Origin of the sequence: Enterobacter cloacae complex sp. 342H5, assembly GCF_050030905.1 — a bacterium.
Lineage (GTDB): Bacteria > Pseudomonadota > Gammaproteobacteria > Enterobacterales > Enterobacteriaceae > Enterobacter > Enterobacter intestinihominis.
Window position 1 is genome coordinate 3,463,693 of record NZ_JBLGVB010000001.1, and the last position, 13,235, is coordinate 3,476,927.

Annotated in this window: 13 protein-coding genes; 9 read left to right on the forward strand and 4 right to left on the reverse strand. The window is 59.9% G+C overall.

Annotation, left to right across the window (positions count from 1 at the left end; all coding sequences use genetic code 11):
- Window positions 1-113 precede the first annotated feature (113 nt).
- From srlA to gutQ, 7 genes are all read left to right on the forward strand, one after another.
- A complete protein-coding gene (srlA, locus tag ACQG03_RS16530; RefSeq protein WP_003862164.1) occupies window positions 114-677 on the forward strand; it encodes a PTS glucitol/sorbitol transporter subunit IIC in 564 nt (187 codons plus the stop codon).
- Entirely contained in the window at window positions 674-1,633 is a 960-nt protein-coding gene (gene srlE, locus ACQG03_RS16535) for a PTS glucitol/sorbitol transporter subunit IIB (RefSeq protein ID WP_022649146.1), read from the forward strand. The genes srlA and srlE overlap by 4 nt, the downstream gene beginning before the upstream one ends.
- A gap of 12 nt (window positions 1,634-1,645) precedes the next feature.
- Window positions 1,646-2,008, forward strand: coding sequence for a PTS glucitol/sorbitol transporter subunit IIA (gene srlB, locus ACQG03_RS16540; RefSeq protein ID WP_063163523.1), 363 nt, complete (start codon window positions 1,646-1,648; stop codon window positions 2,006-2,008).
- 14 nt (window positions 2,009-2,022) lie between these two features.
- The gene (gene srlD / locus ACQG03_RS16545; protein WP_048966173.1) at window positions 2,023-2,802 is read left to right on the forward strand and encodes a sorbitol-6-phosphate dehydrogenase; all 780 of its coding nucleotides are present in this window, start codon (window positions 2,023-2,025) and stop codon (window positions 2,800-2,802) included.
- Window positions 2,803-2,893: 91 nt separating this feature from the next.
- Window positions 2,894-3,253: a transcriptional regulator GutM gene (gutM, locus tag ACQG03_RS16550; protein WP_023298457.1), complete on the forward strand. Its 360-nt coding sequence runs from the start codon at window positions 2,894-2,896 to the stop codon at window positions 3,251-3,253.
- A gap of 63 nt (window positions 3,254-3,316) precedes the next feature.
- Window positions 3,317-4,090 carry a glucitol operon DNA-binding transcriptional repressor SrlR gene (srlR, locus tag ACQG03_RS16555; protein WP_015571676.1) on the forward strand — a complete coding sequence of 258 codons (774 nt, stop codon included), beginning with the start codon at window positions 3,317-3,319 and terminating at the stop codon, window positions 4,088-4,090.
- Window positions 4,083-5,048, forward strand: coding sequence for an arabinose-5-phosphate isomerase GutQ (gene gutQ, locus ACQG03_RS16560; RefSeq protein WP_023298458.1), 966 nt, complete (start codon window positions 4,083-4,085; stop codon window positions 5,046-5,048). Before srlR ends, gutQ begins: the two co-directional genes overlap by 8 nt.
- On the opposite strand, the gene norR is transcribed toward gutQ, so the two are convergent.
- A complete protein-coding gene (norR, locus tag ACQG03_RS16565) occupies window positions 5,045-6,559 on the reverse strand; it encodes a nitric oxide reductase transcriptional regulator NorR (RefSeq protein ID WP_023306813.1) in 1,515 nt (504 codons plus the stop codon). The genes gutQ and norR overlap by 4 nt on opposite strands.
- 187 nt (window positions 6,560-6,746) lie before the next feature.
- Here norR and norV point away from each other — a divergent pair, with 187 nt between their 5' ends.
- Window positions 6,747-8,195: an anaerobic nitric oxide reductase flavorubredoxin gene (norV, locus tag ACQG03_RS16570; protein ID WP_022649152.1), complete on the forward strand. Its 1,449-nt coding sequence runs from the start codon at window positions 6,747-6,749 to the stop codon at window positions 8,193-8,195.
- Window positions 8,192-9,325: an NADH:flavorubredoxin reductase NorW gene (norW, locus tag ACQG03_RS16575; RefSeq protein WP_063163524.1), complete on the forward strand. Its 1,134-nt coding sequence runs from the start codon at window positions 8,192-8,194 to the stop codon at window positions 9,323-9,325. The genes norV and norW overlap by 4 nt, the downstream gene beginning before the upstream one ends.
- 113 nt (window positions 9,326-9,438) lie before the next feature.
- Here the strand turns inward: norW and ACQG03_RS16580 are convergent, their stop codons facing one another.
- Genes ACQG03_RS16580 through hydN form a run of 3 tightly spaced genes read right to left on the reverse strand, consistent with a single transcriptional unit; the run spans window position 9,439 to window position 13,231 of the window.
- Window positions 9,439-10,461 (reverse strand): HoxN/HupN/NixA family nickel/cobalt transporter, encoded by a 1,023-nt coding sequence (locus ACQG03_RS16580; protein ID WP_063163525.1) that lies wholly within the window; start codon window positions 10,459-10,461, stop codon window positions 9,439-9,441.
- 1 nt (window position 10,462) lies between these two features.
- A complete protein-coding gene (gene hypF, locus ACQG03_RS16585; protein WP_063163526.1) occupies window positions 10,463-12,679 on the reverse strand; it encodes a carbamoyltransferase HypF in 2,217 nt (738 codons plus the stop codon).
- Between the two features lie 6 nt (window positions 12,680-12,685).
- Window positions 12,686-13,231 (reverse strand): electron transport protein HydN, encoded by a 546-nt coding sequence (hydN, locus tag ACQG03_RS16590; RefSeq protein WP_017382793.1) that lies wholly within the window; start codon window positions 13,229-13,231, stop codon window positions 12,686-12,688.
- Window positions 13,232-13,235: the final 4 nt, after the last annotated feature.

Genomic DNA, 13,235 nt, shown 5'->3' on the forward strand with positions numbered 1-13,235 from the left:
CAAATTAATCCATTTTTCTTTCATTGTGAGATCTAATTAACACTTTAAAAGCTTTCAATTTGATTATTATTAGCCCCGAACAGACAAAAACAAACGCCCTACAGGAGAGAAGAATGATAGAAACCATCACCCACGGCGCCGAGTGGTTCATCGGGCTTTTTCAAAAAGGCGGCGAGGTATTCACCGGCATGGTGACCGGGATCCTGCCCCTGCTGATCAGCCTGCTGGTAATCATGAACGCGCTGATTAACTTTATCGGCCAGCAGCGTATTGAACGCTTCGCCCAGCGCTGCGCCGGAAACCCGCTGTCCCGCTACCTGATCCTGCCCTTCATCGGCACCTTTGTGTTCTGCAACCCGATGACCTTAAGCCTCGGCCGCTTTATGCCAGAGAAGTACAAGCCGAGCTATTACGCCGCCGCCTCCTACAGCTGCCATTCCATGAACGGCCTGTTCCCGCACATCAACCCCGGCGAGCTGTTCGTTTATCTCGGGATCGCCAGCGGCCTTACCACGCTTGGCCTGCCGCTCGGCCCGCTGGCGGTGAGCTACCTGCTGGTCGGTCTGGTCACCAACTTCTTCCGCGGCTGGGTGACGGATCTCACCACCGCCATTTTTGAGAAAAAAATGGGCATCCAGCTTGAACAGAAAGTCCATCTTTCAGGAGCTACAGCATGAACCGGATCCGCATTGAGAAAGGCACGGGCGGCTGGGGCGGCCCGCTGGAGTTCGACGCCACCGAAGGCAAAAAGATTGTGTACATCACCGCGGGCACGCGCCCGGCGATCGTCGACAGGCTGCACGAGCTGACGGGCTGGGAAGCGGTCGACGGCTTCAAGGAAGGCGAACCGCCGGAAGCGGAAATCGGCGTGGCGGTGATCGACTGCGGCGGCACGCTGCGCTGCGGCATCTATCCGAAGCGCCGCATTCCGACGGTAAATATTCACTCCACCGGGAAATCCGGCCCGCTGGCGCAGTACATCCTTGAGGATATTTATGTCTCTGGGGTGAAGGAGGACAACATCACGCTGGTGAATGGCACATCCGCGCCGCAAAAAGCGGCCCCGCGCGAGTACGACACCAGCAAAAAAATCACCGAGCAGAGCGATGGCCTGCTGGCGAAGGTCGGGATGGGGATGGGGTCCGCCGTGGCGGTGCTGTTCCAGTCCGGGCGCGACACCATCGACACGGTGCTGAAAACCATTCTGCCGTTTATGGCGTTCGTCTCGGCGCTGATCGGTATCATCATGGCCTCCGGCCTCGGCGACTGGATTGCCCACGGCCTCGCCCCGCTCGCCAGCCACCCGCTCGGCCTGGTGACGCTGGCGCTGATCTGCTCCTTCCCGCTGCTGTCGCCGTTTCTCGGCCCGGGCGCGGTGATTGCCCAAGTCATCGGCGTGCTGATTGGCGTACAGATTGGTCTGGGCAACATTCCCCCGCACCTCGCTCTGCCAGCCCTTTTCGCCATTAACGCTCAGGCGGCGTGCGACTTCATCCCCGTCGGGCTGTCGCTGGCGGAAGCACGTCAGGACACCGTGCGCGTGGGCGTCCCCTCCGTGCTGGTGAGCCGCTTCCTGACGGGCGCGCCCACGGTGCTGATTGCCTGGTTTGTCTCCGGCTTTATTTATCAATAAGAGGTTCCTGCCATGACCGTGATTTACCAGACCACCATTACCCGCATCGGCCTGAGCGCGGCCGATGCGCTGAGCGACCAGATGCTGATCACCTTCCGCGAAGGGGCGCCTGCGGATATCGAAGAGTTTTGCTTTATCCACTGCCACGGCGAGCTAAACGGCGAGCTGAAGGCCGGGAGCCAGCTTGAGCTGGGCGAGGCGCGCTATGCCGTGACCGCCGTCGGCGACGTCGCTGAACAAAACCTGCGCGAGCTGGGGCACATTACCCTGCGTTTTGACGGGCAACCGCAGGCGGAGTATCCCGGCACGGTTCACGTTGAGGGGCCGGTTCCGCAGGCTGTCACACCAGGCTGTACGTTAAAATTTGTTGCGTAATTAAGGAGAAACACATGAGTCAGGTTGCCGTTGTCATTGGTGGGGGACAAACCTTAGGCGAGTTCCTCTGCCGTGGGCTTGCCGCAGAGGGTTACCGCGTGGCGGTTGTGGACATTCAGAGTGAAAAAGCCGCCCGCGTGGCGGACGCCATCAACACCGAGTTTGGCGAAGGGATGGCGTACGGATTTGGTGCCGACGCCACCAGCGAGCAGAGCGTGATGGCGCTGGCCCGCGGCGTGGATGAGATTTTTGGTCGCACCGATCTGCTGGTCTACAGCGCGGGGATTGCGAAAGCGGCCTTTATCAGCGATTTCGAACTGGGGGATTTTGATCGCTCGTTGCAGGTGAATCTGGTGGGCTATTTCCTCTGCGCCCGTGAGTTTTCCCGGCTGATGATCCGCGATGGTATTCAGGGGCGCATCATTCAGATCAACTCGAAATCCGGGAAAGTGGGCAGCAAGCACAACTCCGGCTACAGCGCGGCGAAGTTTGGCGGCGTGGGGCTGACGCAGTCTCTGGCGCTGGATCTGGCCGAATACGGCATCACCGTTCACTCGCTGATGCTGGGTAACCTGTTGAAATCGCCGATGTTCCAGTCCCTGCTTCCGCAGTACGCCTCCAAGCTCGGCATCAAAGCTGAAGAAGTGGAGCAGTACTACATCGACAAAGTGCCGCTCAAGCGCGGGTGTGATTATCAGGACGTGCTGAACATGCTGCTGTTTTACGCCAGCCCGAAAGCCTCGTACTGCACCGGGCAGTCGATTAACGTCACCGGTGGGCAGGTGATGTTCTGAGTTTAATCCCCGGTGGCGCTGCACTTACCGGGGCTACAACCCCCGTAGGCCGGGTAAGGCGCAGCCGCCACCCGGCAATTAAGGAGCCGATATGGTAACCGCATTAATCACCTTCGCCGCCCTCGCCTGGATCTGCCAGATGGCGTTTGGCGGCTGGCAGATCCATCAGTTTAACCGCGCCTTTGACGCCCTGTGCCAGAAAGGCCGTGTGGGCGTCGGGCGTTCCGGCGGACGCTTCAAACCGCGGGTTGTCGTCGCTGTTGCGCTGGATGAAAACAATAAGGTCTGCGATTCCCTCATCATGCGCGGCATGACCGTCTTTGCCCGCCCGGTGAAAATCCAGGCGATCAACGGCATTTTGCTGCATGAATTACAACCTGATGTGATCTTCCCCCATGATTCACTCTGTCAGAATGCACTATCATTAGCGCTTAATCTGAAACATGGATAATTTCGTTGTGAAAGTTATAAACTTGCGGAATTATCATTTCGCAACGTAAGGAACGAAGCGCCTATGAAACCACGTCAGCGGCAGGCGGCCATACTTGAGCATCTGCAAAAGCAGGGAAAGTGCTCGGTAGAGGATCTGGCCCACTACTTTGACACCACCGGCACGACAATACGCAAGGACCTGGTGTTGCTCGAAAACTCCGGCGCCGTCATTCGTACCTACGGCGGCGTGGTGCTCAATAAAGACGAAGCCGACCCGCCTATCGATCACAAGACGCTGATTAATACGCACCAGAAAGCGCTGATTGCCGAAGCTGCGGTCAAATTTATCCAGGACGGCGATTCCATCATCCTCGACGCTGGCAGTACCGTCCTGCAGATGATCCCGCTGCTCAGCCGCTTTAATAACATCACCGTGATGACCAACAGCCTGCACATCGTCAATGCCCTGTCAGAGTTCGACAGCGAGCAGACCATCCTGATGCCCGGTGGCACCTTCCGTAAAAAATCCGCGTCGTTTCACGGGCAGCTGGCGGAGAATGCCTTCGACCACTTCAGCTTCGATAAGCTGTTTATGGGCACGGACGGCATCGACCTCAACGCGGGCGTGACCACCTTCAACGAGGTGTTCAGCGTCAGCAAAGCGATGTGCAACGCCGCGCGGGAAGTGATTTTGATGGCGGACTCGTCGAAGTTTGGCCGTAAAAGCCCCAACATTGTCTGTAGCCTTGAAAGCGTCGATAAGCTGATTACCGACGCAGGTATCGATCCGGCATTTAAAAAAGCGCTGGAAGCGAAGGGCATCGACGTGATCGTAACCGGAGAGAAAAATGAGTGATTTTCTGTTAAACGCAGGCCGCCAGACTCTGCTGCTGGAGCTACAGGAAGCCAGCCGCCTGCCGGAGCGTCTGGGTGAGGATTTTGTTCGTGCAGCCAACACCATTATCCACTGCGAGGGCAAAGTGATCGTGGCGGGTATCGGTAAATCCGGTCATATCGGCAAGAAGATTGCCGCGACGCTTGCCAGCACCGGCACACCGGCGTTCTTCGTGCATCCTGCCGAAGCGCTGCACGGCGATCTGGGGATGATCGAAAGCCGCGACGTGATGCTGTTTATCTCCTACTCCGGTTCAGCCAAAGAGCTGGATCTCATCATCCCTCGCCTGCAAGAAAAATCGGTAGCCCTGTTAGCGATGACCGGCAAATCCCGTTCGCCGCTGGCGCTGGCCGCGAAAGCAACGCTGGATATTTCCGTTGAGCGCGAAGCCTGCCCGATGCACCTGGCACCGACCTCCAGCACCGTCAACACGCTGATGATGGGCGACGCGCTGGCGATGGCGGTTATGCAGGCCCGCGGCTTTAACGAAGAGGATTTCGCCCGTTCCCATCCTGCTGGCGCGCTTGGGGCACGTCTGCTCAACAAGGTTCACCATCTGATGCGCACGGACGATGCCATTCCTCAGGTCAAACTCGACACCAGCGTGATGGACGCCATGCTGGAGCTGAGCCGCACCGGGCTGGGGCTGGTTGCGGTATGCGACAACGACCGCCAGGTGAAGGGCGTCTTCACCGACGGCGACCTGCGCCGCTGGCTGGTGGGCGGCGGCAAGCTGGAGGCGCGGGTATCCGAAGCAATGACCCGGGGCGGGCTGACGCTGAATGCCGACAGCCGCGCCATTGAAGCCAAAGAGGTGCTGATGAAGCGCAAAATCACCGCTGCGCCGGTGGTGGACGAGCACGGCAGGCTGTGCGGCGCGATCAACCTGCAAGACTTCTACCAGGCGGGGATTATTTAACCCTTAAGCCCCAGACGTTTCGCCAGCCTGTGAAGGTTGGCGACGTCCATCTCCAGCGCCCGCGCGCATGCCGCCCAGCTGCGGTTATTCTGCTCCAGGGCGCGGGTGATCATCTGACGCTGGAACGCATCCGTCGCCTCGCGCAGGTTTTCGTTCACGCTCTCAGGTATCACCGGCTTCACGGACGGCGTCGTTTCCTCATGCAGCGCGAAATGGCGCGCATGAATCACCACTTCATCCCCCGAACGCGTAGCCCGCGCCAGCACCACCGCGCGGTGAATCGCATGTTCCAGTTCACGCACGTTACCCGGCCAGCCGTAGCACAGCAGGTGCGTCCTCGCGCCGGGGCTTAGCACCACGCGGGAAAGCCCCATTTTGAGCCGACACTGTTCGCAGAAAAAGCCCGCCAGCAGCACCACATCATCGCCCCGCTCGCGCAGCGGCGGCACCGTGAGCGGGAACACGCTCAGACGGTGGAACAGATCGGCGCGGAAATTGCCCGCCAGCACCTCTTCGCGCAGATCGCGGTTCGTCGCCGCCAGCACGCGCACATCCACGCGTAAGCTGCGATCGTCACCCACGCGTTGAATATCGCCATACTGCAACACCCGCAGCAGTTTGGCCTGGAGCGAAAGGGAGAGTTCGCCAATTTCATCGAGGAACAGCGTGCCGTTATCAGCCATTTCGAACTTGCCGCTGCGGTTGCTGATCGCCCCGGTAAAGGCCCCTTTGACGTGTCCGAACAGCTCGCTTTCCGCCACGCTTTCCGGCAGCGCCGCGCAGTTGAGATACACCAGCGGGTTCACCGCACGGGGCGAGGCTTCGTGGATCGCTTTCGCCACCAGCTCTTTACCGGTGCCGGTCTCCCCGAAGATCAGCACGTTCAAATCAGACGCGGCGACAATCTCAATCTCTTTTTTAAGCTGCGCCATGCCCGGCGAAAGTCCGATCATTTCGGTGTGCGCCACCTGCTCAAACGCCGTCGGGCTACCCGGAAGAATATTCTGGCTCTCCAGCTGTTCTATCAGCAGGGCGTTGTTCAGCGCCCCGGCCGCCAGCGCGGCAATCAGCCGTAGCTCTTCGTCGCTGAAGGTATCGAACTGATCCGGCGACATGCCATCGAGGGTTAACGCGCCAATCAGGTTCTGCCCGGCAAACAGCGGCAGGCCGATACAGGCGTGCACCTTCAGGCTCTCCTGGCCGGGGATCAGGCCGTCGTACGGATCGGGCAGATCGCTGTCTGCCGGGAAACGCACCACATCACCCGCACGGGCGATGGTTTCCAGACGCGGGTGGCCCTCCAGGGTAAAGCGCCGCCCGAGTACGTCCTTCGCTAGACCGTCGATAGCCAGCGGAATAAACTGCCGCCCTTCGTAACGCAGCAGCGCCGAGGCATCGCAATCCAGCACGTGGCGCAACGTGGAGATCAGCCGCTGAAAGCGGTCCTGATGACCGATACCGGTTTGCAGTTCTATGGCGATCTTCGCCAGCACATCTACGGAAAAGCTCATCTCTGCCTCACTGTCAATTTGACAACACATAGTGTCATATTGACAATTTTTAAGATAGTCAAAATGACTACCTATTAGGGAGAATAAAAATATAAATACATTATTTTCAATGAGTTAAAAAACTGGCACGCAACTTGATATATGACAGTCATCTTATTTGAAAACGCCGTATTAAGTTGAGGTTGCTATGTCTATTCTGGTTAAAAATAACATTCATTGGGTGGGTCAACGTGACTGGGAAGTACGTGATTTTCACGGGACGGAATACAAAACGCTGCGCGGCAGCAGCTACAACAGCTATCTCATTCGCGAAGGTAAAAACGTCCTGATCGATACCGTCGATCACAAATTCAGCCGCGAGTTCGTGCAGAACCTGCGCAGCGAAATCGATTTGAATGACATCGACTACATCATCATCAACCACGCGGAAGAGGATCACGCCGGGGCGCTGACCGAGCTGATGTCCCACATCCCGGATACCCCGATCTACTGCACCACCAACGCCATTGACTCCATCAACGGCCACCACCACCACCCGGAGTGGAACTTCCACACCGTAAAAACCGGCGACACGCTGGATATCGGCAACGGCAAACAGCTGATCTTCGTGGAAACCCCAATGCTGCACTGGCCGGACAGTATGATGACCTACATGACCGGTGACGCGGTGCTGTTCAGCAACGACGCCTTCGGCCAGCACTACTGCGACGAACGTCTGTTCAACGACGAAGTGGATCAGACCGAGCTGTTCGAACAGTGCCAGCGCTACTACGCCAACATCCTGACGCCGTTCAGCCGTCTGGTCACGCCAAAAATCACCGAGATCCTCGGCTTCAACCTGCCGGTGGATATGATTGCCACCTCCCACGGCGTGGTATGGCGTGAAAATCCAACCCAGATCGTCGAGCTGTACCTGAAGTGGGCGGCGGACTATCAGGAAGACCGCATCACCATCTTCTACGACACCATGTCCAACAACACCCGCATGATGGCGGACGCCATTGCCCAGGGCATCAACGAAGTGGATCCGAACGTGGCAGTGAAAATCTTCAACGTGGCGCGCAGCGATAAGAATGAGGTATTGACCAACGTCTTCCGCTCCAAAGGCGTGCTGGTGGGTACCTCCACCATGAATAACGTGATGATGCCGAAAATTGCCGGACTGGTGGAAGAGATGACCGGCCTGCGCTTCCGTAACAAACGCGCCAGCGCCTTTGGTTCACACGGCTGGAGCGGCGGCGCGGTAGACCGTCTCTCCACCCGTTTACAGGATGCCGGTTTTGAGATGTCCCTGAGCCTGAAGGCGAAATGGCGTCCGGATCTCGACGCGCTGGAAATCTGTCGCCAGCACGGTCGCGACATTGCCCGCCAGTGGGCGCTTGCGCCGCTGCCGGAAACCGCACCCGCCGCGGCTGCTGCGCCGGAAGCCGTAGCAGAAGCCGCTCCTGCCGCTGCCGACCTCGGCCCCTGCATGCAGTGCAGCGTCTGCCAGTGGATTTACGATCCCGAGCTGGGCGAGCCGTTGCAGGATGTCGCGCCGGGTACACCGTGGAGCGAGGTGCCGGACAACTTCCTCTGCCCGGAATGTTCCCTCGGAAAAGACGTCTTTGATGAACTGGCAACGGAGGCAAAATGAGCCACGGCATCGTCATTATCGGCTCGGGCTTTGCCGCCCGCCAGCTGGTGAAAAATATCCGCAAACAGGATGCTAACGTGCCGTTGACGGTGATCGCCGCCGACAGCATGGATGAGTACAACAAGCCTGATTTAAGCCACGTCATTAGCCAAAATCAGCGCGCCGACGATCTCACCCGCCAGACGGCGGGGGAGTTTGCAGAACAATTTAATCTGCGTCTGTTTCCGTACACCTGGGTCACCGATATCGACGCCGACGCCCACGTGGTGAACGCGAAAGATAAAACCTGGCAGTACGACAAGCTAGTGCTGGCGACGGGGGCATCGGCGTTTGTGCCGCCGGTTGAGGGCCGCGAGTTGATGGTCACGCTCAACAGTCAGCAGGAGTATCAGGCCAGCGAGACCCTGTTACGCGACGCCACACGGGTGATGATTGTCGGCGGCGGGCTGATTGGCACCGAGCTGGCGATGGACTTCTGCCGGGCGGGAAAATCCGTCACCCTGGTTGACCACGCGGCCAGCATTCTGTCAGCGCTGATGCCAGCAGAAGTAAGCAGTCGCTTACAGCATCGTCTGACCGACATGGGCGTGCATCTGCTGCTGAAATCGCAGTTGCAGAGCCTGAGTAAAACCGAAACCGGCATTTGTGCGACGCTCGACCGCACCCGCAGGGTGGAAGTGGATGTGGTTATTGCGGCGACGGGGCTGCGCCCGGAAACCGCGCTGGCGCACCGCGCAGGCGCAGAGATCAATCGCGGCGTGAAGGTAGACAGCTACCTGCAAACCACCCAGCCGGACATTTATGCCCTGGGCGACTGCGCGGAAATTAACGGCCAGGTGCTGCCGTTCCTGCAACCGATTCAGTTAAGCGCCATGTTCCTGGCGAAAAACCTGCTCGGCGGCAACGCCCCGGTGAAATTACCCGCCATGCTGGTGAAGGTAAAAACGCCGGAACTACCGCTGCATCTCGCAGGTGAAACGCAGCGTCAGGATCTGAACTGGGAGATTGTCCTTTCGCCTCAGGGCATGGTGGCGCGCGGCACCGATACTGTCGGTCAGATGCGCGCCTTTGTGGTCAGCGAAGACAGAATGAAGGAGGCCTTCGCGCTGCTGAAATCGTTACCTGCTTAACCCTCGTCATGCCGGGTGGCGCTCCGCTTACCCGGCCTACTTAACACCATAACGGTAAACCTTGTAGGCCCGCGCAAGCGTAGCGCCGCCGGGTAAAAACAGGGCTGCGTGGTTCAGGACCGCACCACCAGCGCGTCATAACCGCGCCAGCGGTAGTTCGCCATTGAGATCAGCCAGCAGGCGACAAACAGCCCGACCACCACAAACCCGGCGTCGCCCAGGTTATCGTTCACCGCGCCAATCAGATCCCACACGCCGCCGCTGAGGGCGAACTTGTCCATCAGCAGACCCAGCGCTTCCAGCCCGCCGATAAACAGCGCCACCACCACCGAAGTGCCGGTGATGGTCATGTTGTAGTACAGCTTGCGCTGTGGCTTGTTAAACGCCCAGCCATAGGCACCCACCATCAGCAGGTTATCGAGCGTATCCACCAGCGCCATGCCGCTGGCGAAGAGCGCCGGGAAGATCATGATCGACCACACCGACATCCCGCTGGAGGCGCTGGCGGCGGAGATCCCCAGCACGCCGATTTCGGTGGCCGTGTCAAAGCCGAGGCCAAACAGGAAGCCCACCAGATACATCTGCCAGCTTTTATTGACGAGGCGGAAGGTTTTGCCGAACAGCCAGTTCATGACGCCACCCTGGGCAGGCAGCGTGATGTCGCCCTGCACGGGCCTGCCGTGTTTCAGTGCCTGAAAACTGCGCCAGACGCCGCGCAGGATCACCATATTCACCAGCGCCATCGCCAGCAGGAAGGTGGCGGAGACGGCGGTGCCAATCAGGCTGCCGGTTTCGTGGAACCATGCCATATTTTTCTGAAACGCCGTGGCGGTGGCGGCGATGGCAATGGAGGCCAGCACCACGATGGTGGAGTGTCCGAGGGAAAACCATGCGCCCACGCCGGACGGGCGCTTGCCCTGCTGCATCATCTTACGCGTCACGGTATCAATCGCGGCGATATGGTCGGCATCCACCGCATGACGCAGTCCGTAACACCAGGCCAGCAGGCTGGCCGCCATCAGCGCCGTACTGCCGCTAAAGGTGTGCCACGCCAGCCCCCAGGCCAGCAGGTTAGCCATCACCAGAGCCAGCAGCAGGCACGCTGCACGAGGTTCATTGCGTAAAAGTCGTAACATTTTAAATCCTTTGTGAACATGATCGGGCGGCAGCAACCACCGCCTGCCCGAAGGAGATCGCTCCGTCGCCTGCGGGCAGGCGCGAAGGAAAAAGAAGCGTGAAATCAGAAAGGTAATGACGAAAGCGCGCGCGTAGCAGGCGGTTGTGAAGGACACCTCCGCTGAAGCACACCGTAGAGAGCGACCGTCGGCGCGCATGCGTTGCCGCCAGTTCGCTCAGCCCTTTTGCCAGCGCATCGTGAAAGGCCCAGGCGCGCTCTCCGGGCTCCGCCCGCCAGGCCAGCCACTGCTGCCAGAACAGCGCAAGGTTATCCGTCTTGAGCGTCACCGGATGATCAACCCCTGCACAGCGTTCGGCCAGCGCCTCCAGCCGGCATGCGGCTTCGCCCTCATAGCGTTGCGTTTCAATGCCCAGCGCACAGGCCACGGCGTCAAACAGACGACCACAGGAGGAGGCCCGCGGCGCATTGATACCGCGCGACACTGCCGTTGCCAGCAGCGGCCAGTTTTGACGCTGTACCGCCTCTGTTTCCGGGTACTGCTGCCAGTCAGGTACGAACGCCAGACAGTGGGCGAGCAAATTGCGCCACGGCTGTTTTGCCGCCAGATCGCCCCCCGGCAGCGCAACGGCTGGCAGACCGCCCAGCCGTTCGCAGTCGCGATAGTTCACCCGCAGGCACTCGCCGCCCCACATCGCGCCGTTCTCACCCATACCGATCCCATCCAGCGTCAGGGCAATAACATCCCCGCCGTCGAGCGGCCAGCCATTCTCCGCCAGACACGCTGCCGCATGCGCATGATGATGCAGCACGGTCTCAACGGGCAGCGCCTGCGCCCGGGCCCACTGTCGGGCGTGATATCCCGGATGGGCATCGCACACCACGCGCTCTGGCTGGAAGGCGTAGATGTCCTGCATCGTCGAGAGCGCACTGCGCCACTGCGCCTCTACGCCCTCGTCGCTCAGATCGCCAAAATGCTGGCTCAGCACCGCCTGGTTGCCACGTACCAGGCAGAAGGTATTTTTCATCTCCGCGCCGGTGCATAACATGGGCGGGATGTCGCGGAATCCGGCGGGCAATGTGATGGCATCCGGCACAAAACCGCGTGCGCGACGCAGCATCGTGCCCTCCCGATCCATTACTGAATCATCCATCCGTTGAAGAATATCGCGGTTGTGCAGCAGGAAGCCGTCAGCGACGTCACTGAGTTCTTCCAGCGCCTGCTGGTTGCTTATGGCGGGTGGATGGCCGCTGAGGTTGCCGGAGGTCATCACCAGCGGGCGCTGGCAGTCCAACATCAGCAAATGCTGGAGCGGGTTCGCAGGCAACATCACGCCAATTGTATTCAGCCCCGGCGCAATCTCCTCAGGAAACGCAGGAAGGCAGGCTTTTGGCGTCAGCACAATCGGCGCAGCGGGTGAACCTAACAGCGTCTGGATGGCCTCCGGCAGATCGTTCGCATGCGGGATCATCACCGCCAGCGGCTTGGTCGGGCGCTGCTTGCGTGCCCGCAATTTCCGAATCGCCTGTGGGTTAAGCGCGTCGCAGACCAGGTGAAATCCGCCCAGCCCTTTGACCGCCACAATCCCGCCGTTTTTCAATCTCTCCACCGCCGCGCTTAACGCCGATTCGCGGGTGGTGGCAGCATCCCCGGCTTGCCACTCCAGCTGCGGCCCGCAGTCCGGGCAGGCCACCGGCTGAGCGTGAAAACGCCGGTCAGCCGGGTTGCGGTACTCCGTTTCACAGGGCACACAGAGCGGGAAAGGCGCCATTGACGTGGCCGGGCGGTCATAGGGCATGGCGCGGATAATGGTAAACCGCGGTCCGCAGTGGGTGCAGTTGATAAACGGGTAGCGATAACGGCGCTCGCGCGGATCGCGCATCTCCGCCAGGCATGCGGGACAGGTGGCGGCATCCGGGACGATTTGCGTATCCATCGCCCCGCTCTCGCTGTGGCGGATGACAAACTCGTCCGGCAGCGTATTCCAGCTGTACGGCTGCGTTTCAACGCGATCGATGCGCGCCAGCGGTGGGCAGTCCTGGCGCAGTCTCGCGGTAAAGTCACCCCCACTACCCGCGAGACGCACCAGGACACCCTCTCCGTCGTTGCACACGTCGCCCGCCAGCCCCAGCTGGTGTGCAAGCTGCCAGACGAAGGGACGAAATCCTACCCCCTGCACCTTGCCGCGCACCCGAAGCTGTACGCCGTTAACGCGCATTGCAGCTTAAAACAGCAGCGATGACGAGGTGTCGAACGCCGCACGGCGGCGTTTTTCGGCACTCATCTGTTCGAGCTTGTCGCGATCGACGCAGACCAGCGCATGCGTCGGACAGGCTTCCATACACGCCGGACCGGCGTCGCGGTGGTAGCAGAGGTCACATTTATTGGCTTCGGCTTTCTCCGCGCGCACGCTCAGCCCGATACCGCTGTTGCGCACCACCGGGCGAACGACCACCTCCATCGCGCCATACGGACACGCCACCACACAGGTTTTGCACCCGATGCAGCGCTCCTGCATCACATGCACGAAGCCTTTCTCGCGCTTAATCGCCCCGTTCGGACAGACGTTGGCGCACGGCGCGTCTTCGCACTGGCGACAGATAGCGGCGGTGGAAATATTCACGCCTTTAATGACGTGGATGCGCGGCAGGAAGGTGTCGGGGGTCAGGGAGGCGCAATCCTGCTCCGCCTGATGGGACACCACGCACGCCACTTCACAGGTACGGCAACCAATGCATTTGCTGGCATCGGCCATAATAAAACGGTTCATCTGC